Genomic DNA, 21,836 nt, shown 5'->3' with positions numbered 1-21,836 from the left:
GACTATTTTAGATTTCCATTGATTTGACTTAACCAATTGAAGACTAAACTTTTAGCGAATTATTTGAGAAATAGAAGTAACGATTTAGCAACCGTGCGAATTTCAGCGTTTTGCATTGCTATGTTGTCAAATAACTCTTTCAGTTGTAAATATAATATCTTTTTCCGAGAATGCGAAATAAATATTTTGAGAAATACTGATTTGTAAAAAACGAAGAGATGAAGCAATTTGTGAGGCTGTACAGGTATTCACTTCTCCTTGTCACAGTGCAAATTCTTAGGGAAAATCATCGGTGGAATAATAAATATCTGTAACTTTGTTTACGGCAACAGAGTGGTATTATATCTGTAAACCTTGCAATTAGGTAATTCAAGTTTATAGTTTCTATGGTTGATTTTTAATTTATCAACCAATATTTTTTATGGAAGAGCTATTTCGACTGATACGAGATGAAAACGACATTGACAAAGCCTCGTCTCTGATTCGTTCGGGTTACATGCTGGAACCGTCTTATAAGGACGAATACAATTCCGGTCTCTTGTTTTATGCTGTTTGTCGAAAAAGCCCGGTATTGGTAAAAACACTGGTAGAAAAAGGCTTTGACGTGAATGACCGATTGCCCGGTGGTGCGACTCCCTTGATGTATGCGGTCAGGAACAATGCAATCGGTATTGCAGAATACCTGCTGGAAAACGGAGCCGATTTGTCTGTCGGTGGCAAACATATACTGGATATAGTAAAAGATAAAACGATTAAACTATATCTATCTGATTTATAAACCTTATAAATTACAAACGATTATGTCAATGCATGCAATAGAAAATTTGGTGGAATATTCCGTAATAACCGTGGCCACCGCTTCGCCTGTTCCACCTTTGGCACAAAGTATTTGTTACAGTCTTTATCATTTTCAGAATCAACTGGACTGCGGGTACACGGTCTTACGGGTCCGGGATGAATTGGAGCAGCTTGGTTATCTCTCCCTTCTGTCGCCGGAGCAATTGCCCGAACCAGAGCGTAGCGAAGCAATGGGGCTTGTTGCAGAGGGCGGTTTCTTGAAAGATGATACTTATGTGGACTACCGTTCCGGAAAATGTTGTGTCACCGCAGGGTCTGCATTATGGAAAAAGCTACTTGACATGGGTGTTATTCAAGTGTCGTCCGAAGAGGAATTGCGGCTGCTTGACCCTTTAGAATTGGCGGAGCAGATTGCACCACTGGCTTCCAAGGCACTTGCCCAAGGTGATAAGCGGGGAGCCGACACGCTGGGACATTGGTATGCGTTTTTTCCGCTGTCGTGCGTGGTGGGAGGTTTTGACGATGACAATGCCCCCGGACCGGAAAGAATCCAAGCCTTGCTCCGGTTGCTGGCAGTTCCCGAAGCGTTTGAAGTGGCAGCAGCTTACGGCAATGAGCTGGATGTCGATTATGAAGAAGAGGAAATGTCTTTCCTTGCCGGTTGGGAACAGCCCTATCATAAATGGCTGAAAGAGTGCAAAACAGACGATAAACAACTGCAAACAAAGGAATTAGACTCATTTTACGGACAGGTAATGTATCAATATATTCAACGTCATAATTTTGAAGAAGCAGACCGTTACGCATCTATGATAACGGATGAATATAATCGTTTGCTCCATCGTTGCATAGCCGGTTATGCTTGCCACCAATGGCTGACAACGCAGGAACCGGGCACGTTGCCTCCGTCACGCCTACTCTCTCTCCCTGAGGTCAAAGAGGGGTTTGAACGCCTGAGTGGACTACCCCTGCCCGAAAAAGACCTTGCCACATGCCGGGTTTTTCTGTTACAGACACTTGGGTTGTTGGGCGACTATCCGGCTTTCATCGGAATGCAGCAATCCCTGTTTACGGAAGCCGTCGAGAAACTGGAACAATACCCCGAAGGAGAGACCAAACAGATGCAGCAAATCGCATTGTCCATCAGCTATTACCAAATACTATACACCAATCTTCCGGACAATTATTCCTCCAAAAAAGGATGGATGCGAAAAGGCTTTTCCGGATTGATGGAACTACCCGATGCCAAGCGGAGATGCGGCGAACTGCTCGCTGAAAATCCGCAAATGGCAGATACGCTGCACGAATACATGGAACAATGCGACACCTTGATACAATATCTTAAATAAAAAGATAATATGGGCTTCATCTTCAAAAAAATTAAGATGGTATTGCCGCTGCTGTTAGTGGCGGCATATGTTTGGGGACAGGCGACGGATGCAAAGAATTTCACCATTACGCCACAAACCGTAATAAGAACCAATTTGCCCAAACTGTCTCCCTGCTTGTTTGAGCTGCAAGACATATTGAGAGAACGGTTCGGGCAAATTGCTATCGTGGGAGGAATGCGGGCAACAGGAAATTCGGTTATCGAACTTTGGACAGATGTTGAATTGGAAGGGGAAGCCCATTATATACTCGATATATCGGCAAAAAAACTCTCCATCAGAGGAGCTACACAAAAATCTATTCAATGCGGATTGAAGACCTTGGACAAAATCTTACAGGAGGAAACAAGCAATACGGCGAACAAGCAAATAACTCCTCGCCGTATTGAAAATGCATCCGACAGTATTTGCCCCTGATAGCTTGTGTCTATCCCATCAATGTAATTTCTTTTATCTTGCCATCTTCAATAGCGGCATATAGGAAATGTCCGGCAAACGTATCGTCCGTGTCTTGAAAGAAAAGTTCCAATTTGTAATGGGCGAAATTCCGTTTACGATGTGTTTATTTTACTTCTTCCTTCGCCTGTTTGTAATAAGGCAAACGTTCCTCCAAATGCCGACATACGAAATCATATATTTCATCATCGTTGAGTTTACTGACGATCGGACGTTTCTGTTTCCCGCGAATCAAGCGTTCCACAATCGTATCGACAGGCGTATTGATAAAAATCGTATGTCCCTGAGCGTTCATATATTGCATATTGTTGTTAAAACAAGGAGCACCTCCGCCGGTCGACATCACAAAATCCCCATATAGCTCACAAACTTCCTGCAAATAACGGGTTTCCAACTTTCGGAACCCAGCCTCTCCTGCTGCTGCAAAAATTTCCGGGATAGAACGTCTTTCCCGATCGACAATATAAGCATCCAGATCGACAAAACGAATCCCCAATTCCGCAGCCATTTCCCGCCCCCGACGGGTTTTCCCGCAAGCCATATACCCAACCAGAAAATATTTCATTATTCGAACTCCAGCTTCATCTGTTCTTCATTATCCGCAATCTCGGAAGGATTGGTCACTTCAAATTCCACATCGGCACTGATTTCATTTTCCTCTTCAATCACCAAAGGCGTTGTTTCCTGTATCCGGTCGACCTCGAAAGTCGTCAAGCGCTTGCCTCTTGCCTTAAACGATTTTTCACCGATAAATTCATCCGCCTGTATAACCTCAACCGGGCGGGTCGCATACTTCCCTCCGAATACAATTTCAAACCGGGGATGCCGCTCGCTACTCAAACCTACCAGATAAGATCCTTCGGCTTCTCCGATAAACGAAAATACTTTATTGCTTTCTTCAAATTTAAAACGCTTCAGGTAATAAAAACCTTGTTCGGCATCAAAAAATACAACCGACCAGACCTTATGCGGATCGAATTTTTCAAAAATAATATATTCTTCCTCATAATGGTTATTGAGGTCAAAATCAGTCGTATAGTATGTACCGTTCTTATTAACAACCAGAATACGGTCCTCTCCCTGGAATTCTCCCAGGTATTTTCCCCGGTTATCCGTATTCAGCCGGCGTACATCCTCATCCAGCCAAATTTTGCACCCGCCCAAAGTAGAAACACCCTTTTGTACGACATTGATTTTATGAATATCGTTTTTCGACAACAAATTTCCTTGCGAATCCCGGCCTTTGATCGCCAAAGCCGCAAAATCATATTCGAACACCAGTTTCTTCAAATTGGGTTTCGGTTTCAGGCACACTTTAATCACCTCCGCTTCTCCGTTCGGGTTAGCGGAAAAATGAATGATACGGGAACCGGCCGTTCCTTTTGTCACATTGTAAACCTTATCCCGGGTGACACCCGTCACATTAAACCGTTTCACATAATATACACCGTAACGTCCGTCCCGGTAAGCGACGTTGTATATTGTACGTTTATCGTTTTTCTTGAATACATTCACATACAAAACATCCTTACCCACAAAAATCTTGTCAGCAACTTTCGTGACATAATAGCTACCGTCTTTTTTGAAGATGATCACCTCATCCATATCGGAACATTCGCAGATAAATTCATCTTTTTTCAAGGCTGTTCCGATAAATCCTTCTTCCCGGTTTATGTACAATTTTTCGTTGGCAATCACAACTTTAGCCGCTTCGATATTCTCGAAACTCCGGATTTCAGTTTTCCGTTCCCGTCCCTTGCCGTATTTTGCTTTAATACGGGTATAATAGGCTATCGTATACGGAATGATATGTTCTATATCGTGCCTTACCTGTGTCACTTCATCCTCGAGTCCCTGAATATATTGATCGGCTTCTTCGGAATTGAATTTGAGAATCCGCTTCATCTTGATTTCCAACAGCCGTTTGATATCGTCATCGGTCACCTCCCGGTATAATTTCGGTAAAAACGGAGTCAAACGCTTATGCACATGAACAATTACATTCTCTAAGGTAGGACTTTCCTCAAACTCTTTATCTTTGTAAATACGTTCTTCGATAAAAATCTTTTCCAGAGAAGCAAAATGTAATTCTTCCAAGAGCTCATGAAGCCGGATTTCCAACTCGAGTTTCAACAGAGCCACCGTATCGTCTGCCGATTGGCGGAGAATATCGGAAATCGGCATAAAACAAGGCTTCTCGTCCTCGATAACGCATGAATTCGGAGACACCGACAGTTCACAATCGGTAAAAGCATACAAAGCATCGATCGTCTTATCGGAAGATACACCCGGCGCCAGATAAATCAATATCTCCACATTGGCAGCCGTATTATCGTCAATTTTTTTGATTTTTATCTTGCCTTTATCATTGGCTTTTATAATACTGTCGATCAGGGTTGAGGTCGTACGTCCAAAGGGAATTTCCGTAATCCGGAGGGTTTTATTATTATTGTCTTTCTCGATTTTCGCCCGGATTTTTACCGCCCCTCCCCGCAATCCGTCATTGTATTTTGCCACATCAATCATACCACCGGTCGGAAAATCGGGATATAAAACAAAATCTTCGTGTTGCAAATGTGCAATACAGGCATCGATCAACTCATTAAAATTATGAGGCAATATTTTCGAAGCAAGCCCCACAGCGATTCCTTCCACCCCCTGAGCCAAAAGCAAAGGGAATTTTACAGGCAATGTCACCGGTTCCCGGTTACGTCCATCGTAAGAAAGCTTCCAATTCGTCGTTTTGGGATTAAATACGACATCCAGGGCAAATTTAGACAACCTCGCCTCAATATAACGGGGAGCTGCAGCACCGTCTCCCGTCAATATATTCCCCCAGTTTCCCTGACAATCGACCAATAAATCTTTTTGTCCCAATTGTACAAGGGCGTCCCCGATAGAAGCATCCCCATGCGGGTGATATTTCATCGTATTTCCGATGATATTGGCCACCTTATTGTAACGCCCATCGTCCATTTCACGCATCGAATGAAGAATCCGGCGCTGTACGGGCTTCAAACCGTCGTTCACATAAGGCACAGCCCGCTCCAATATAACATACGAAGCATAATCCAAAAACCACTTTTGATACATACCGTCCAGATGTTGTATCGAACGTATCTTCCCGTTTTCCTCTGTATGCTCCTCCGTTTCTCCCGGAGACGTTGATATTTCAAAAGCCTCCGGCTGCGAACCTTCTCCCCCTGCAACTTCTTCCGGAGTCTCCTTTTCTACGGAGCCTTTCAGGCTCTCGTCCGTTGACTCCGGTTGTTGCTCTTCTCCGTTAAAATCGACATCGATGATATCCTCTGCCATGCTGGTTTATATTGTAAATTTTCAATTTTAATTATCTCAACTCGTCTTTCTCGATATACAGGTTCTCTATGATGAAATCCTGACGCTCGGGGGTATTTTTTCCCATATAATACCCCAACACCTCATCGATGGAATCTCCTTTCGTAAGCCTTACCGGTTCCAGACGTATATCCTTACCGATAAAATGCTGAAACTCATTCGGAGAAATTTCCCCTAAACCTTTAAAACGGGTAATTTCAGGCTTCGGACCTAATTTTTTTATCGCCGTTTCCCGCTCGGTATCGGAATAACAATAGCGTGTTTCCTTCTTATTTCTTACCCGGAATAAAGGCGTCTGCAAAATATACACATGTCCGCTTCTTACCAGATCAGGAAAAAATTGTAAAAAGAAAGTCAGTAACAATAACCGGATATGCATACCGTCCACATCCGCATCCGTGGCGATGATAACATTGTTATAACGCAAATCCTCCAATCCGTCCTCGATATTCAATGCCGCCTGCAACAAATTGAATTCCTCATTCTCATATACGATCTTTTTTGTCAATCCATACGAGTTCAGAGGCTTTCCTCTCAAACTGAATACGGCCTGAGTATTGACATCCCTGGATTTTGTAATCGATCCGCTAGCAGAATCCCCCTCTGTAATAAAAATAGAAGATTCGTTTTTCCGCTCGTGGTTGGAATTAAAATGTACCCGGCAATCCCGCAGTTTCCGATTGTGCAAACTGACTTGCTTCGCCCGTTCCCGGGCAATCTTCTGAATACCGGACATCGCTTTCCGTTCTTTCTCCGTCTCTACGATTTTCCGCAGCAGCAACTCTGCCGTGTCCGGATTACGATGCAGGTAATTATCCAATTCTTTCGTAACGAAATCCATGATAAAATTCCGTACGGTCGGTCCTTCCGGTCCTATATCCTTAGACCCCAGTTTTGTCTTAGTCTGGGATTCGAACACCGGTTCCTGCACCTTGATACTGATGGCTCCGATAATAGAAGTCCGGATATCCGATATATCGAAATCTTTCTTGTAAAAATCCCGTATGGTCTTCACCACAGCTTCCCGGAAAGCATTCAGGTGGGTTCCTCCCTGTGTCGTATGCTGACCGTTTACAAACGAATAATACTCTTCGCCATATTGCCGTCCGTGAGTCATAGCCATCTCTATATCATTTCCCCGTAAATGAATAATAGGATAAAGCCCCTCCCCGCTCATATTCTCTGTCAGTAAGTCATACAACCCATGCCTGGAAAAATATTTATGGCTATTGAAAACGATCGTCAAACCGGTATTCAGGAATACATAATTTTTTACCATCGCTTCCAAATACTCGGCAATAAAATGATAATTCCCGAAAATATCCTTATCCGCCAGGAAGGTTACCTGCGTACCGTTCGGCTCATTTGTCGGTTCAAGATCACGCTCCTCTACAATTTTGGCCCGGCAATACCGTACATACTTGGTCTCCCCGTCCCGGAACGATTGTATTTCGAAATTTTCAGACAGAGCATTGACGGCTTTAATACCGACACCGTTCAAACCGACAGATTTTTTAAAAGCTTCAGAATCGTACTTGGCACCGGTATTCATCTTCGAAGAAGCATCCACTAATTTACCCAATGGAATTCCCCGTCCGAAATCCCGGACAACGACTTTACGGTCTTCAACTGTGATAAGGATTTCCGTACCGCATCCCATTGCAAACTCATCGATAGAATTGTCTACTACCTCTTTCACCAAAATATATATACCGTCATCCGGAGCAGAACCGTCTCCCAATTTTCCGATATACATCCCGGGACGTAAACGGATATGCTCCTGCCAATCTAAAGTCCGAATCGAATCTTCTGAATAATTTTCTACCATCTTTCACAGTTTTGTGCAAAAGTAGTGATTTTAATGCAAAAAAAAGAATTCTTATCCGGACAGAACCGATTGTTTCGCCACTTTTTTCAAGAAAAAAATTGTAAAAAAAAACTTATATTTGTTCCGTAATGCCAGACGATCAAAATCCGCCGAACATGTATAATAAACTGATTTTTACGATATTATTCAACATACTATTCTTTTCTGTCTCAACCGCTTCGATAAAAGACATTTATCTTCTCCCCCAACCCCGGCAAATCCTATTCAACAATCAAAAATTCCCGATCGGAAAAATACAACTATCGACACCGGTATTAGCTGAAGAGCTGGATTCATTATTCCGGGAATGCGGAGGCAGAATCGTCCCGAAAGCTTCTCTGAATGTCGTCGTCCGCATCACAGACAGTTTACCGGATATAAATTTAAATCCGGAAGAAGGCTATACGTTATCCGTCACCCGTAATCGGATATACATTCAGGCAACAACCTCCACCGGGGTCTACCGGGCTATGCAAACGTTACGTCAGCTTAAAAAATACGGACAGCCGTATTTTACAGGCTGTACAATCACCGATTGGCCCGCTTTCCGTATCCGGGGCTTTATGCACGATGTCGGCAGGAGTTACATTTCCGTAGAAGAACTGAAACGGGAAATTGCGATGCTCGCCCGATACAAAATCAATGTCTTTCATTGGCATCTTACCGAAAATCAGGCCTGGCGACTTGAAAGCCGCCTGTTTCCCGCTTTAAACGACAGTTCGAATATGACACGTATGCCGGGGAAATATTATACACTGGCAGAAGCCCGGGAACTAATCGATTTTTGCAAAAAACACCACGTATTATTGATCCCGGAAATCGATATACCAGGACACAGCGAAGCTTTTAAACGTACATTCCGGCACGACATGCAAAGCCGGGAAGGAAAAATCATCCTCAAACTGCTATTCGACGAAATTTGCGAAAATTTAGACGTTCCCTATTTGCATATCGGCACCGACGAAGTCTCTTTTACCGATCCGGACTTCGTCCCCGAAATGATTTCCCACATCCGCACAAAGGGGAAAAAGGTTATCTCATGGAATCCGGGATGGACATACCAACCGGGAGAAATAGATATGACACAGCTCTGGAGCTACCGGGGCAAAGCCCAAAAAGGCATCCCGGCCATTGACAGCCGCTTTCACTACCTGAACCATTACGATATCTTCGGCGATCTGGTTGCACTTTACAACAGCCGCATTTACAACTGCAATGAAGGCAGCGACGATATTGCAGGAGTTATCCTTGCCATCTGGAACGACCGGCTGGTCGTCCCGGAAAGAAACATCATACTGGAAAATAACTTCTATCCGGCCATGCTGGCCATTGCCGAGCGTTCCTGGCTGGGAGGCGGCCATGAATACTTCGATGGGAAAGGTACCATATTGCCTGCCGATAATACTCCGGCATTCATCGACTTCGCCGACTTCGAAAAACGTATGTTATGGCACAAAGAACATAACTTCCGGGAATATCCTTTCGCCTATGTCCGTCAAACCGATATCCGGTGGAACATTACAGACCCATTTCCGAATGAAGGTGACCTTTCCCGGAGTTTTCCCCCGGAACAGGCATTACAAACACACTACCAATACAAAGCCCAGACATATAATGTACATCCGGCAATCGGCGCAGGCATCTATTTACGTCATGTTTGGGGTACACTGATTCCCGGTTTTTTCTGCAATCCACAGGAAAACCATACGGCCTATGCCTGGACATGGGTATATTCGCCTAAAAATCAGGAAACCGGATTATGGGTAGAATTTCAAAATTACGGACGTTCGGAAAAAGACCTTCCTCCGCTTCCGGGTAAATGGGATTACCGGGAAAGCCGTATCTGGCTCAACAACGAAGAAATACAACCTCCGGAATGGACGGCTACCCACCGTACCCCTTCCAATGAAACAGCTTTAGGCAATGAAAATTGCGTCGCCAGACCTCCTCTGATCGTAAAACTGCATAAAGGATGGAACAACGTATTCCTGAAACTCCCCATAGGACGCTTTTCCACACCGGAAATCCGTTTGCAGAAATGGATGTTTACAGTTGTATTCGTCACTCCCGACGGCCGGAAAGCCGCCGATCTGATTTATTCAGAAAAAAATCCGTACTCCGGAAGTAAAATACGCCCAACCGGAACAAATAATGTATCCCGAATACGATAACGATGGATTATATCCGACCGGTAAAAGCTATTTATTTATCAACATATCATTGCTTTATCTTATATCAACGAATAATGAAAACGATTTTTCTTTGTCTCATTTTTTTATTTTACCTGTCGGCAATCTATGCCGGACAAAAAATCAAAGTAAGCTGTATCGGCAACAGCGTAACTTACGGATATCTGCTGCCCGAACGGGAAGTAAACGCATACCCGGCACAATTGCAGCGGTTATTGGGAGAAAAATACGCCGTCGCCAATTTCGGTAAAAGCGGGGCGACACTGTTACGAAAAGGACACCGCCCATATACCGAGCAGGAGGAGTATCGCCAAGCCCTGGAATACGCAGGAGATATGGTTGTTATCCACCTGGGACTGAACGACACGGACCCCCGTAACTGGCCCAATTACCGGGATGATTTTATACGGGATTACACCGATTTGATCGCATCGTTTCGCAAAGTCAATCCCCGTTGTAAAATATGGATTTGCCGTCTCTCTCCAATCGGTAACAGACATCCCCGCTTTCGTTCCGGCACCCGGGACTGGTATACCGACATCCAGCAGAAAATCGAAAAAATCGCAGCCGACAACAAGGTCGGCCTGATTGATCTGCAAGCCCCTCTGTACCATCGTCCGGACTTGTTACCCGATGCCTTACACCCTGTTACGGAAGGAGCGGCCATACTGGCTAAAACCGTCTACTCCGCCCTTACTGGCGATTATGGCGGACTGCATATGCCTGATATCTATACGGATAACATGGTTTTACAACGTGATCGTCCCCTCCTGATTTCAGGTTCAGCCGACGCCGGACAAAAAGTCAGTGTTTCCATTGCCGGACAAAAACAAAGTACACAAACGACTTCTGACGGTAAATGGAACATCACACTGAAACCGCTCCCGGCCGGAGGCCCCTATACCCTGAAAATAAATACCGACAACCGTACTCTCGTTTATCACAATGTTTTAATCGGAGAAGTATGGCTATGCTCCGGTCAATCGAATATGGCTTTTATGCTGAAACAAGCAGCAACAGCCTCCGAAGATCTTCGACAAGCAAACAATCCACATATCCGTCTTTTCAATATGCGCCCCCGTTGGGAAACCTATGCAATGGAATGGGAGTCGTCGGTACTGGATTCCCTGAACCGGTTGGAGTATTATACCATTCAAGGTTGGACAATATGCAATGCCCGGACATTACCGGATTTTTCCGCTGTAGCCTATCATTTCGGGAAAATGTTAGCGGACAGCCTGAATGTCCCGGTAGGACTGATCTGTAATGCAGTGGGCGGTTCCCCTTGTGAATCCTGGATCAGCCGGCATACCCTCGAATTCGATTTTCCGGATATATTATGCGATTGGAAAAACAACGACATGATTCAGGATTGGGTGCGTGAAAGGGCTTCTCTCAACATTAAAAAGGCCGGAAATCCATTCCAGCGACACCCCTATGAACCTTGTTATCTATTCGAATCGGGCATTTTTCCTTTAATGCAATATCCGATACAAGGCGTTATCTGGTATCAGGGAGAGTCGAACGCTCACAATACCGAATTACACGAAATACTGTTTCCGATGTTGGTAAACGACTGGAGAAATTATTGGCAACAACCCGAAATGCCCTTTTATTATGTACAGCTTTCGAGCTTGAACCGCCCCTTCTGGCCCTGGTTCAGGGACAGCCAGCGGCGTATACTAAAAGCCATCCCCCATTCCGGCATGGCGGTATCATCGGATCTGGGAGACTCCCTGGACGTACACCCCCGACACAAAAAAGAAATCGGGGAACGTCTGGCCCGCCAGGCATTGTGCCACACCTACCATCGGGCAATCCTGCCTTCCGGTCCGCTTTTCCGGAAGATAAAGACCGAAGGGAAACAAGCCATATTGGAATTCGATTATGCCGAAGACTTGAAAACAGCCGACGGACAGGCTTTGCGTACATTTGAAACTGCCGGTGACAATGGTATATTCTATCCAGCAACGGCAATCATAAAAGGTAACCGGATCATCGTCGAATCGGAAAAAGTATCCCGGCCACACGCCGTACGTTACGGCTGGCAACCGTTTACCCGGGGTAATCTGGTCAATAAAGACAATCTCCCGGCTTCAACCTTCAGGACCGACCTGTAAGCGCAAAAAACATAAAACCAAGGGTATCGGAACCCCATATTATTGGACTTCGATACCCATTTTTTTATATTCGTGCTTGAGCAAATCGACCATTTGATCAACAGTCAGACTCTTGGCTATAAACTTTTTATCCTTATCGAGAATATACATAACCGGAGTCGAAAATACATTGTAATATGTCCGGTAATTCGATTGGTTGTTCGGATCCCAACAATTGATAAAATCAAAAAGGTCGTTTTTCTCGACAAACTCTTCCCATTGTTTCTTATCGGTGTGTGTATTGACGGCAAACACCTTCAAGCCATAGGGAGCAAAACGCTCATAAATTTCTTTCCTGACCAACGGGACCTGTGTTTTACAATGTCCGCAATTCGGTTCCCAGAACAGCAGCAATACAAAAGGAGCTTTCACTTCGTACAAGCTGACCCACTCTCCTTCCAACATCGAAAGCTTCAACTCCACAGCCGGATGATTTAATAAATTAAACTGCCGTTTGATCACCTCTTCCCGTATGGTTTTCAACCGCTCAGGCGTCACCCACTCCGGTGTCACATCCACATAATAACGCTGCCCGAACTTTACAAATGCTTCGTCCATCCCCATGATCTTATTCTCGAAAGTGGAAGTAAGGCAATAATCCGTCAGATAACGAAACATCAACTTATTCGGACGTGCTTTTTCGACCAAACGTACACAAGCCCGGTACAATGAGTCGGGATAATTGATTACAAAGTTGGAAAAATAATTATCCAACTGCTTTTTAAAAATATCCGTACGTATCAACATACTATCCGTCAGATTCGCATTGTCCCAATAATGTTCCTGCATATAGAAAAAAGACTTCCGGCGGATTTCCATATCCCGGTCTTTCGTTCCCTCCGGCACCTCTTTTGAAAAGTCGGGAATTTCAACCGGCAGCGTAAACCGGGCAAAGGTAGCCAAAGCCGTTCCGGGAAAACGCTTTAAGATCGTTCCGATATAACTTCTGACCTCCTTATCCAAAACAGCATAACGGGCAGAATACTTCTCCCTCACTTCTGCTTTTTTATTATCGGGATCTTTCCGGAATTCCTCCCGTATAGTACTGTTTTGCCTCCCCATTTCCACCATAAACTTCTGAAACTCCAGGAAAGCCTGATTTTCCGGCGATCCCTCTATCCGCATCGTATTCAAAATCTGACTCGTATCGCAGGAAATACTGAAACTCTGATCACTACCGATCAAAATATCCCAATTACTGGACGGTGAAAAATACAACATATATATGCCGGAGGCCAGTTTCTTCGAGGCATGACGAAAATACCCGACCCCATTATTATCCAGGGCCACTGTATCCTGTACCATCAACTGTTCCTCATAATGACAAGCCAGTGAAACCTTTTTTCCTGCCATCTGTTTCACCGTCAATTTAATCGTATACTGGGCCATCGTCTGTCCCCACATCATTGTACTAAACAGCAATAAACCAATTATCCCTTTCATCCTCTCCTTATTTTACATTACACATACACGGAAATATAATTTTTCCACGTACAAATATCCGATTTTTTTAAAGAAAATGTTCCCACATCCCTGAAAAATAAACAACAAAAGCAATAGCATCCGAACCGAAATTCCAAAAACTTATACAACAAAATGTCATATAATTATAAATCATGCCTTTAACCGGAAGATTACTTTTAGTGCTTCAATTATTTAATAGATGACAGATATGACAAAAAAATTCATTTACACATTAAGCTATTCTTTTCTATTTTTTGCCTGTACCGAAAGCCAGCAAGCCCCTTCCGATCAATTGGAAATTAGCTGGAACCCTTTGCCTGATTATCATTACTATCTGTACACGCCGGAGAAAGGTACGCTTCCGGCCGGCAAAAGCGACTACAATTTCTCCAACGGGGAATCTTCTGCTATTTATCCTTGGGACACAAAAGGAATTGAGCTATATGGCCTGGCTTTAGATAACCAAGCGACAGAACACGGCATATATCCGGAAGCCACTCCACAAGGCTTTGTCCATTTAAAATTGTCCGGCCAAAACATATCGCCAACCTACAACGAAATCTTACTGGCAAAACCACAATCCGTAAAAGCCGGTGAAGCTAAAGTCCGTCTCGAATTCAAGCCGGGGATGAGTTTGCTCTATATCGACATAGAAGGGGCTTCGGAATATCAATTTGATATTCGGATCGAGGCTGTTGAAGATGGCTATATCGATTTACAAAAAGGGGAAGTTATTGCAGACGGAAAAATAAAAGAGATTTATTTCTCATCAGCCGGCCGCTCCGTACCGGTTATTCCACAAACATTAGCTTCGGATACAAAAATATACATAACAGGACGTTCCTCTGACGGACAAATGGTAAGAACAAATTACCCCCTGACTGATCTGGTATTGAAAAGCAATCGCAAATACACCTGGATATTCGGTCTCGATTCGGGAAAACTCACTTTCCGAAAATTCTCGGAAACACCCCGGAAGTAATTTAATTTTCGCCCCAACCGTACTTGTACGACAGGGGCGTTTTTCCTGACAAGCAAAAAATTCTGCAAATTATTTTCCATAAACATTCTAACCCGTATTTGGTAAATAACTTGCAGAAATTCAACATGAATCTTATTACATTTTCTTTCCTAACTTTTCGAAAATAGTTATGCTTTTCACGATTGAAGGAATTTTTGCAATATTGAAACTCCCTTCAAACTCAATGATATCCAACATATTTACAGCATCGTATATCATTGTCATTCCTACGGGTTTGTCTTTTTCCATCTTTACAAAAATCCGGAGTGTCGCCCCTCCTTCGGAAGTATTTTTCAACTGGACAAAATTATTATTGGTAAACACAGCATCGAAGTCTTTCAAAATTTTTTCATACACACCCATATCGCCGTGCTCTTTATTGAAAAACATCATATTCAATCTTTCCAGCTTTTTCAATTCGTTCAATAAATCTTCAGAGAAGCCGTTATTATCCAAAATGACAAATAAACTCCGGGGAATAAATGAAATGTTGATATTTTCCACTCCTTCATAATTTACCATGGCCTTTGTTACAGGGCAGGTGGCGCCGTCTTTCAGGTTCTGAGCATTTACCGCCATAAATCCACTCACAATAAAAATCAAAATCACAAATAATTTTCTCATAGATATTCTGCTTTTTTGGAAGAACAAATTAAGTATCAACGTATATATATCTTCCATTTATACATACATCTTCTTTATTTAAAAACCATTCAGATAATTCATCTCATTTTTCCGGAAGAATTTCGGACACGGTATCTCTTTATACCGTTTTTTCCGGGTTCGTTCACCCATCAGGAAAATCAACGAAACCTCGTGAGCACCGCTTCCCACACGGGCCAACCTGGAAAGTCCCCAATCAAAACTATAAGCCACCCGGAAAATACGATTGTCATATCCCAGCATAAAGATCATAGCATTCAACGGACGATCGAAATTTTGCCGGAACCAGGCACCTCCCGTAAGATTACTCCAATTGACAAACCCTCCGTAATTCATCTGATGATGGGAAGCCTGCTTCTGAAACATAAACAAAGGATTAATACTATAACGACTCTCCCGTAACCCCCGATGATGTATGGCAAACTCAGCACCGGCATGTAAGGTATATTTCATCGGTAAATGAGCATCTGCCGAAAAAGCCAATGAAGGCTCGCCCAAATGCTGTACAGAGCCACCCACTGTATAATTTCCTGCAAAAAATAGAAATCCAGTCGAAAAATCGACACTCAATTTATTTAAATTCGAAGGGTCATCCCCTGTCTGGTGAGGATATACCGAACCGAAAATCGGATCGATCATATCCGGAAATTCCAGATTGGACAAATCCGCTGAATTTTGAATAACCGAAACACCGACTGCAAAACGTAAACCGGCATGTGGACGCAACTTCACCAAATAAGAATAAATTCCGGAAAAGGTTGTCGTTACCAAAGCCCCTTTTCCTTGCCGGTCCTGCTTGATTTGAATCCCAAAACCACTGTTTATAGCGGCCTGATGCCGATCATAAGAAACGGCATAGCTGATATAAGGACGTCCGACTTCAGGCCATTGATTCCGGTAGTTCACAATCAACCGATGGTAATATTGCGATCCGGCAAAAGCAGGATTCAAGTCCAACTGGTTGGCAAAAAACTGGGAATACTGAAGATCCTGTGCCACGAGCAAATAACTTCCTCCGAATATCCCGATAAACAATAATAAAATTCTCAATTTATACATTCGCGTTCCGTTCAATACAACAATCCCCGTTAAATTCAGCCCCCGACTCTATTTCGATTTGTGCAGTTGTAATTGTTCCCGTCACCTGAGACGTATTCTTTAAAGATACAAAACCGGAAGAAAAAATATTCCCGTTCACCACCCCGAAAACAACCACACTCGGAGAATTTATATCTCCTTCGATCTGCCCCGTGGTTCCTATGACCAATTTCCGGCAGGCATTGATACTTCCTGAAACCCAACCATGAATACACAAATCATCCTGTGATTCGATATCTCCCGTAAATTGTGTTCCTTCGTTCAACAAACTAACGACGACTTCCTTGGTATTCTTTTTCATAATCTGAAATTTTTAACTAGAAAGGATTATGTTCTGACCTAAAACAAAGTATAATATATATGTGCATGTGTTGTATAAAACTTGAACAAATATGTAGGGGACAAGATATATGTATGTATAAAATTTGAACAAATCTTTAAAGGCAAGAAAGGTCAGAAACATAATCTTTCTAATTTTTCAAACAATCTTTCTGTATATTTAATGTTTTCTTCAAATCTGTCGGCGACATACCGAACCAGGTTTTACAAAACTTATTCAGATGCACAGACGAATCGAACCCCAGTTTATCAATAATTTCTTTAAAAGAACAGTCTGTCACAGACAAATAGTAACGGACTTGCTTTGACTTTTCCCGCAAAATCCATTGCTCGCAAGTCTCCCCGAAAATTTCCTTAAAATGCCGCTGAAAAGCCCGTTTACTCATCAGACACACCTCTGCCAATTCCTCCAGACGCATATCGTTCCTGTAATTAGCCAAAACCATATTTTTAAAATCCATACTCTTAGCAATAATGGGGTAAAAAAACATAGACAACTCTTCCTTGGAATAATAAGCCCGGAAAATAATAAACAGCTCTTTCAATTTATCATCAAACAAATAGCTATCAAACCTATGATTAGAAATATATTCAATCTGCAATTTCAAAAAATCATCCATCGGATAACGAATATCCAATGTATCAAATTCGTACTTTAACATACTTTGAATAGGACTCAAAGCCTGAAAAGTAAATTTATCGCATAAGCTATACAATTCATCGAAGCCCAGAATCAAAAGTTTTGCTTCAGTTTCCAGTGTCAGCATACAATTCGCCTGAATTCCCAGAAACATCATCTCTCCTGTATGTAATTCCCGGTGAATTGATCCATTATAAATATACTTTATTTCACCTTCCAGATTAAAAATCAAATAATTACATTTTTCAAAAGAATCCTTTTCCAGAACCTCTTTAGCCGGAAATTCAAAATATTTAAACATTGAACCTTTTTTCCGGTCACTTCCATCTTTCATATAATAAGTGATATACATAATGCTCAAAAATTCAATTTATTAAACGTGATTTCCAAATCCGAAACCCTCCGTATTTCAATTTACATTTCACTTCCAGTATGTCTTCACTACGGAAAATCAATTCCTGCCCCATAAAAAACTCACGGGGTTGTCTGCCTAACGGAATCCGGATCAGACACATCTCAGACTTATGATCGACGATTCGTTCGACACTTCCCCTGACCGGAAAAGTAGAATTGAGATAAAAGGCTGAAGATTCATAAGCATACCATTCCGAACCTTCACGATGGAGATAAATACAGTTTCGATTATCACCTTCCATTTGCAATATCCTGAAAGCATCCATAAACACCAAATATTTTAATACACGCTATCTATATTCAAAAGTATAATCTAACAAGCTCAGTAAATTATATCAAGCCGTCATTCTATTGTAAATTATCAATCCAGTAAATAGGTACAATCCTTCTTCATCCTTTCTATATACTGTGTCGGAGACATTCCTAACCATTTCTGACAAAATTTGTTAAAATGCGAAGGAGAAGAAAATCCCACCGCTGCCATAAGCTCCTTTAAATTCACATTCACGTCCATCAACTGATTTTTGATGTGTTCTACTTTTTGTATTTGCATCCATTGATAAACAGGTGTACCGTAAATTTTAGCAAATGTCTTCTTGAAATAATAGGGATTATGACCGCAAAACTCGATTAATTCATCGACAGAACGTGCATGCAGGCAATGAGACAATACCAGTTTTTTAAAATCCCTGTTTTTATTGACAACGACAGGACGGAATAATTCTGCCAATTCCACCATAGTATAATAATTATACAGTAAATTAAACAACTCTTCCTGTTTTATTTCCTGTAAATGTCCGCACGCGACCCCATCCTCGAGATAAGATTTCAACAAAATCAAAAACAAAAGGAGTTCCTTACGAACCTCGGTCGGATGAAAACGATATTCCACCTTTTCACAGATACTGGATAAACGAAATAAGAGTTCCCCACCCTTATTTCCCGGATGATCCGTTGTAAAAAAAATCAACTTTACCGGAGTAACACATTCAATACGAACTCCTTCGTAAACCAAAAACATTTCATCCTTTCCCGCAATCCAAGGCTCGGTATTTTCATCCCTTACTTTCATTTCACCTTCCAATATAAAGAAGAGAAAGTAGTCGGTTTTATCTTCTTTGAAAACATGAGAACACCCTTGCTCCAAGAGGATCAATTTAAAGCCTCCGGTCAATTTTCGCGTATAATTTATACAAGGTACACAAGCCCACGTATAAAATAGTTTAGCAACATCCATCACCCTATAATTTCTGTTATTTGTAACCTATTTGACTCATTGCACACCGGAAACCGATGTCATTGGCGGCTTTTTTCTGATTAAGATACCGACGGCCTCCCGGAGAAAGCCAATACGTTCCGTCTTTCCAGGAACCTCCTTTGTAAACACGGGCTTCATCATTCAACAATGTCGTAACTTCTTTCTGATTGGCATAATACATTTCAGAAGTTCCCCGATCCATGCCCGACTTCCAATCAATTTCATTTGAAATCCGGGACTGTAAATCTCCGTCCCGATAATTCCGGTTATCAGCAATTCTGTAATTTTCCCGGTTTGCTAATTCAACATCTGTCTGATTACGATAACGGATACGCCCCAAACTGTCCTTTTCAACTATATTTCCATTTCCGTCCGTCATGGGTACTTTAAATATATTTCCCCGAAAAGGGTTAAACTCCGCCATATCCTGAAAAGACAAAGGACGATATACATCGAACACCCATTCATTTACATTTCCGGCCATATCATATAATCCGAAATCATTCGGCCAGAAAGATTTTACCGGAGCCGTATAGCCCCATCCGTCATTTGCAAAACCAGCCACACCCATATAATCTCCCCGGGCACGCCTGAAATTTGCCATCATTTTTCCCCGGTGTTTTTTTTCGTCATTACGCACCCAACTACCGTTCCAGGGATAAATCCGCGTACCCGCCACTCTTTCGTCTTCTGTATTTCCGATCAAACCGTAAGCAGCATATTCCCATTCCGCCTCAGTAGGTAAACGATATGACGGTAACAATAATCCGTCCTCCCACTTTACAGGACGAGCCTCCCTGCCATTCCCCTTGTAATTTTTATAAACAGCGCCTGCATACTGACCACTCAAATAAGCTTCCGTATTAAAATTATTTTCATCCTGCTGTCCTTCCGGATCATGCTTCAAAACCTTTTTATCGACCAGCATCTGTTCATTTACCCGGTCTGTACGCCATATACAATATTCAGTTGCCTGTTCCCAGGAAACTCCGACAACCGGATATTCAGCATAAGCAGGAAAACGCAAATAATTCTTTACCATGGGTTCATTGTATCCCAACTGATCCCTCCATACCAATGTATCAGGCAATGCCCTTTTAGCCACTTCCGGATAGTTGACATACACCCGCCCCAACCAATTCAGATATTCCAGCCAATCTATATTACGAACCTCCGTTTCATCCATATAAAAAGAAGCAACCGTAACCCGTCGTTGAATATTGTTATTTTCTCCCATCACATCTTCCTGCGTACGGCCCATCACAAACGTCCCGCCGGGAATAAAAATCAGACCGGGTCCTGCTTTTGTATGCTTTACCTTCGTGTATTCAATTCCGCCGTTTTCAGGATCATTATAAGCCCAGCCGGTAGTAGCCGATTTTTTCTTGCCAAACAGATTTTTCACTTTCTGACAGGAAGTCAGAGATAAAACACACAAGAGACATATAAGCCCTGCAACATATTTTTCTTTTCTCATATCAATCGAATTTATTCTTTGTATAAAAACGTACCCATTCCACCTTCATCATCTCTGACAGACGAACTTCCCCCGGTTCCTCTGTCGTTCCCAGACTCAGACAAGCATACAAAGCAGGTGCATCGGGTAAATGTATCTTTAAGGTCTTCACTACACAATCGTTGATCTTCCAAATCATCCGGTCCTCCAGCCAATCAAAAGTAAAAATGTAAAACCCGGATTTCAGACGTACCTTCCTTTTCAATTGTTCCACATCTTGTTCCTCTCCCGGATTACCCAGAAAACATCCGGCTTCATAACCTTTGGAACCGAATTTTACGATATTGATGTGCGGATAAAACCGATCCCCTGTTAACCAAAAACAATAATCCAAAGAAGAATCAGCCGGTATTTCCAGTTTTACTTCAAAACGTCCCAGCTTCTGACGAAAAGACAAAGCTGTATTTACCATTCCGGAAGTATAGCCGTAATCTTTGGTTATAATACCCCAACGGGGATCCCAATATTTACCATTGATTTGCTGCTGACGAAATTCAAGATACAAGTGTCCTTCCCTGACTCTCACATTATCAGGAATAAACAGCTGAACATCTCTCCCTACACCATAGGTAGCCTGAAGAAAACGTTCCCCGGCATAATAACGTGTAATCCATTTCGACCGCTCAAACGTGTTAAAATGGTCTTCAAAAGTCAGACTCCAGGAACGATACTGATAAAAAACCGGATCTTTTTTTAATTCGTAATAACGTCGCAACTCCGGGTCCTTTTTCAATCGGCGATATGCTCTCAAATCATGGAATGCTTCGCTCTCTTTCCATCTTTCGGCTTTACGTTTCCACGAAAATTTCCGCAATTGACGACAGCGTATATTGAAATCATCACTCCCTATTTTTTCTTCCAACTTCTGATACCGGTCCGGCAATCCGCTCGCCTTTAAAGCCGTAAAAAAACAGTGATCCTCTCTGAATTTCATTCGTTCGTTTTCAGCTTTCCGGGTAGAACGTATCCGAATCCGTCCGGGAAATAAAAATGGCCACATAAAGCAATCCAAAATTCTTAAAATTTATAAACCCCTCAAGTCACTTATCCCTCTGTATCTTCTATCGATTCTTTCTCATTGACAGTCAACACCCCGCTTTCAATCGGTTAGTATTCCCATAAATCCTGCTCGTAATTAAAAATTTCATCTCTAATCCGGTCAGACTCGAGTACGGCATCCATTCCGACAGCATAACTGCTGATCGTACGGTT

The 21,836-nt window shown here is 42.5% G+C and carries 19 protein-coding genes; 6 read left to right on the top strand and 13 right to left on the bottom strand.

Going from position 1 to position 21,836, the window contains the following annotated elements:
* Nucleotides 1–421: 421 nt before the first annotated feature.
* The 3 genes from DD657_RS13715 to DD657_RS13705 are packed head-to-tail and all read left to right on the top strand — an operon-like array spanning nt 422 to nt 2,603.
* Nucleotides 422–778, top strand: coding sequence for an ankyrin repeat domain-containing protein (locus DD657_RS13715; protein ID WP_021986945.1), 357 nt, complete (start codon nt 422–424; stop codon nt 776–778).
* Between the two features lie 28 nt (nt 779–806).
* Nucleotides 807–2,147, top strand: a complete 1,341-nt coding sequence (locus DD657_RS13710; RefSeq protein WP_287050443.1) for a hypothetical protein — start codon at nt 807–809, stop codon at nt 2,145–2,147.
* 36 nt (nt 2,148–2,183) lie between these two features.
* Nucleotides 2,184–2,603 (top strand): beta-N-acetylhexosaminidase family protein, encoded by a 420-nt coding sequence (locus DD657_RS13705; protein ID WP_235837401.1) that lies wholly within the window; start codon nt 2,184–2,186, stop codon nt 2,601–2,603.
* A 145-nt stretch (nt 2,604–2,748) separates the two neighbouring features.
* Here DD657_RS13705 and DD657_RS13700 read toward each other — a convergent pair whose 3' ends face one another.
* Genes DD657_RS13700 through DD657_RS13690 form a run of 3 tightly spaced genes read right to left on the bottom strand, consistent with a single transcriptional unit; the run spans nt 2,749 to nt 7,824 of the window.
* On the bottom strand, nt 2,749–3,207 hold the full coding sequence (locus DD657_RS13700; protein WP_021986948.1) for a shikimate kinase: 459 nt from the start codon (nt 3,205–3,207) through the stop codon (nt 2,749–2,751).
* Nucleotides 3,207–5,957, bottom strand: coding sequence for a DNA gyrase/topoisomerase IV subunit A (locus tag DD657_RS13695; RefSeq protein ID WP_021986949.1), 2,751 nt, complete (start codon nt 5,955–5,957; stop codon nt 3,207–3,209). The genes DD657_RS13700 and DD657_RS13695 overlap by 1 nt, the downstream gene beginning before the upstream one ends.
* A gap of 31 nt (nt 5,958–5,988) precedes the next feature.
* Nucleotides 5,989–7,824 carry a DNA topoisomerase IV subunit B gene (locus DD657_RS13690; protein WP_021986950.1) on the bottom strand — a complete coding sequence of 612 codons (1,836 nt, stop codon included), beginning with the start codon at nt 7,822–7,824 and terminating at the stop codon, nt 5,989–5,991.
* A gap of 155 nt (nt 7,825–7,979) precedes the next feature.
* Between DD657_RS13690 and DD657_RS13685 the strand changes: the two genes are divergently transcribed.
* Together DD657_RS13685 and DD657_RS13680 are read left to right on the top strand one after the other, a co-directional pair.
* On the top strand, nt 7,980–10,034 hold the full coding sequence (locus DD657_RS13685; RefSeq protein ID WP_287050435.1) for a family 20 glycosylhydrolase: 2,055 nt from the start codon (nt 7,980–7,982) through the stop codon (nt 10,032–10,034).
* Nucleotides 10,035–10,108: 74 nt separating this feature from the next.
* Nucleotides 10,109–12,172: a GDSL-type esterase/lipase family protein gene (locus DD657_RS13680; protein ID WP_287050432.1), complete on the top strand. Its 2,064-nt coding sequence runs from the start codon at nt 10,109–10,111 to the stop codon at nt 12,170–12,172.
* 39 nt (nt 12,173–12,211) lie between these two features.
* Here the strand turns inward: DD657_RS13680 and DD657_RS13675 are convergent, their stop codons facing one another.
* A complete protein-coding gene (locus DD657_RS13675; protein WP_287050429.1) occupies nt 12,212–13,654 on the bottom strand; it encodes a TlpA family protein disulfide reductase in 1,443 nt (480 codons plus the stop codon).
* Between the two features lie 229 nt (nt 13,655–13,883).
* Here DD657_RS13675 and DD657_RS13670 point away from each other — a divergent pair, with 229 nt between their 5' ends.
* Nucleotides 13,884–14,657, top strand: a complete 774-nt coding sequence (locus DD657_RS13670) for a fimbrillin family protein (RefSeq protein WP_287050426.1) — start codon at nt 13,884–13,886, stop codon at nt 14,655–14,657.
* A 135-nt stretch (nt 14,658–14,792) separates the two neighbouring features.
* Here DD657_RS13670 and DD657_RS13665 read toward each other — a convergent pair whose 3' ends face one another.
* The 9 genes from DD657_RS13665 to DD657_RS15190 form a co-directional block, all read right to left on the bottom strand.
* Nucleotides 14,793–15,320 carry a DUF4252 domain-containing protein gene (locus DD657_RS13665; protein ID WP_021986955.1) on the bottom strand — a complete coding sequence of 176 codons (528 nt, stop codon included), beginning with the start codon at nt 15,318–15,320 and terminating at the stop codon, nt 14,793–14,795.
* 78 nt (nt 15,321–15,398) lie between these two features.
* Entirely contained in the window at nt 15,399–16,418 is a 1,020-nt protein-coding gene (locus DD657_RS13660) for a PorP/SprF family type IX secretion system membrane protein (protein ID WP_021986956.1), read from the bottom strand.
* Nucleotides 16,411–16,758 (bottom strand): bactofilin family protein, encoded by a 348-nt coding sequence (locus tag DD657_RS13655; RefSeq protein WP_068688748.1) that lies wholly within the window; start codon nt 16,756–16,758, stop codon nt 16,411–16,413. The genes DD657_RS13660 and DD657_RS13655 overlap by 8 nt, the downstream gene beginning before the upstream one ends.
* A 169-nt stretch (nt 16,759–16,927) precedes the next feature.
* Entirely contained in the window at nt 16,928–17,788 is an 861-nt protein-coding gene (locus tag DD657_RS13650) for a helix-turn-helix transcriptional regulator (protein ID WP_021986958.1), read from the bottom strand.
* Nucleotides 17,789–17,801: 13 nt separating this feature from the next.
* Nucleotides 17,802–18,116 carry a hypothetical protein gene (locus DD657_RS13645; protein ID WP_021986959.1) on the bottom strand — a complete coding sequence of 105 codons (315 nt, stop codon included), beginning with the start codon at nt 18,114–18,116 and terminating at the stop codon, nt 17,802–17,804.
* A 95-nt stretch (nt 18,117–18,211) separates the two neighbouring features.
* Nucleotides 18,212–19,087: a helix-turn-helix domain-containing protein gene (locus DD657_RS13640; RefSeq protein WP_068688746.1), complete on the bottom strand. Its 876-nt coding sequence runs from the start codon at nt 19,085–19,087 to the stop codon at nt 18,212–18,214.
* Nucleotides 19,088–19,103: 16 nt separating this feature from the next.
* A complete protein-coding gene (locus DD657_RS13635; RefSeq protein WP_287050424.1) occupies nt 19,104–20,585 on the bottom strand; it encodes an SUMF1/EgtB/PvdO family nonheme iron enzyme in 1,482 nt (493 codons plus the stop codon).
* 1 nt (nt 20,586) lies between these two features.
* Nucleotides 20,587–21,558, bottom strand: coding sequence for a glycoside hydrolase family 16 protein (locus DD657_RS13630; RefSeq protein ID WP_287050422.1), 972 nt, complete (start codon nt 21,556–21,558; stop codon nt 20,587–20,589).
* 173 nt (nt 21,559–21,731) lie between these two features.
* Nucleotides 21,732–21,827: a hypothetical protein gene (locus DD657_RS15190; RefSeq protein WP_353745301.1), complete on the bottom strand. Its 96-nt coding sequence runs from the start codon at nt 21,825–21,827 to the stop codon at nt 21,732–21,734.
* Nucleotides 21,828–21,836 lie beyond the last annotated feature (9 nt).

The organism is Culturomica sp., from assembly GCF_003524185.1.
In the GTDB taxonomy this organism is placed as follows: Bacteria; Bacteroidota; Bacteroidia; order Bacteroidales; family Marinifilaceae; genus Culturomica; species Culturomica massiliensis.
Note: the sequence above shows the minus strand (reverse complement) of the source record. Positions and strands in the feature narration are given on the sequence as shown.

Bases quoted from the DNA above. Each gene is read 5' to 3' on its own strand.
- DD657_RS13715 (WP_021986945.1), top strand. From the start codon at position 422: ATGGAAGAGCTATTTCGACTGATACGAGATGAAAACGACATTGACAAA.
- DD657_RS13710 (WP_287050443.1), top strand. From the start codon at position 807: ATGCATGCAATAGAAAATTTGGTGGAATATTCCGTAATAACCGTGGCC.
- DD657_RS13705 (WP_235837401.1), top strand. From the start codon at position 2,184: ATGGTATTGCCGCTGCTGTTAGTGGCGGCATATGTTTGGGGACAGGCG.
- DD657_RS13700 (WP_021986948.1), bottom strand. From the start codon at position 3,207: ATGAAATATTTTCTGGTTGGGTATATGGCTTGCGGGAAAACCCGTCGG.
- DD657_RS13695 (WP_021986949.1), bottom strand. From the start codon at position 5,957: ATGGCAGAGGATATCATCGATGTCGATTTTAACGGAGAAGAGCAACAA.
- DD657_RS13690 (WP_021986950.1), bottom strand. From the start codon at position 7,824: ATGGTAGAAAATTATTCAGAAGATTCGATTCGGACTTTAGATTGGCAG.
- DD657_RS13685 (WP_287050435.1), top strand. From the start codon at position 7,980: ATGTATAATAAACTGATTTTTACGATATTATTCAACATACTATTCTTT.
- DD657_RS13680 (WP_287050432.1), top strand. From the start codon at position 10,109: ATGAAAACGATTTTTCTTTGTCTCATTTTTTTATTTTACCTGTCGGCA.
- DD657_RS13675 (WP_287050429.1), bottom strand. From the start codon at position 13,654: ATGAAAGGGATAATTGGTTTATTGCTGTTTAGTACAATGATGTGGGGA.
- DD657_RS13670 (WP_287050426.1), top strand. From the start codon at position 13,884: ATGACAAAAAAATTCATTTACACATTAAGCTATTCTTTTCTATTTTTT.
- DD657_RS13665 (WP_021986955.1), bottom strand. From the start codon at position 15,320: ATGAGAAAATTATTTGTGATTTTGATTTTTATTGTGAGTGGATTTATG.
- DD657_RS13660 (WP_021986956.1), bottom strand. From the start codon at position 16,418: ATGTATAAATTGAGAATTTTATTATTGTTTATCGGGATATTCGGAGGA.
- DD657_RS13655 (WP_068688748.1), bottom strand. From the start codon at position 16,758: ATGAAAAAGAATACCAAGGAAGTCGTCGTTAGTTTGTTGAACGAAGGA.
- DD657_RS13650 (WP_021986958.1), bottom strand. From the start codon at position 17,788: ATGTATATCACTTATTATATGAAAGATGGAAGTGACCGGAAAAAAGGT.
- DD657_RS13645 (WP_021986959.1), bottom strand. From the start codon at position 18,116: ATGGATGCTTTCAGGATATTGCAAATGGAAGGTGATAATCGAAACTGT.
- DD657_RS13640 (WP_068688746.1), bottom strand. From the start codon at position 19,087: ATGGATGTTGCTAAACTATTTTATACGTGGGCTTGTGTACCTTGTATA.
- DD657_RS13635 (WP_287050424.1), bottom strand. From the start codon at position 20,585: ATGAGAAAAGAAAAATATGTTGCAGGGCTTATATGTCTCTTGTGTGTT.
- DD657_RS13630 (WP_287050422.1), bottom strand. From the start codon at position 21,558: ATGAAATTCAGAGAGGATCACTGTTTTTTTACGGCTTTAAAGGCGAGC.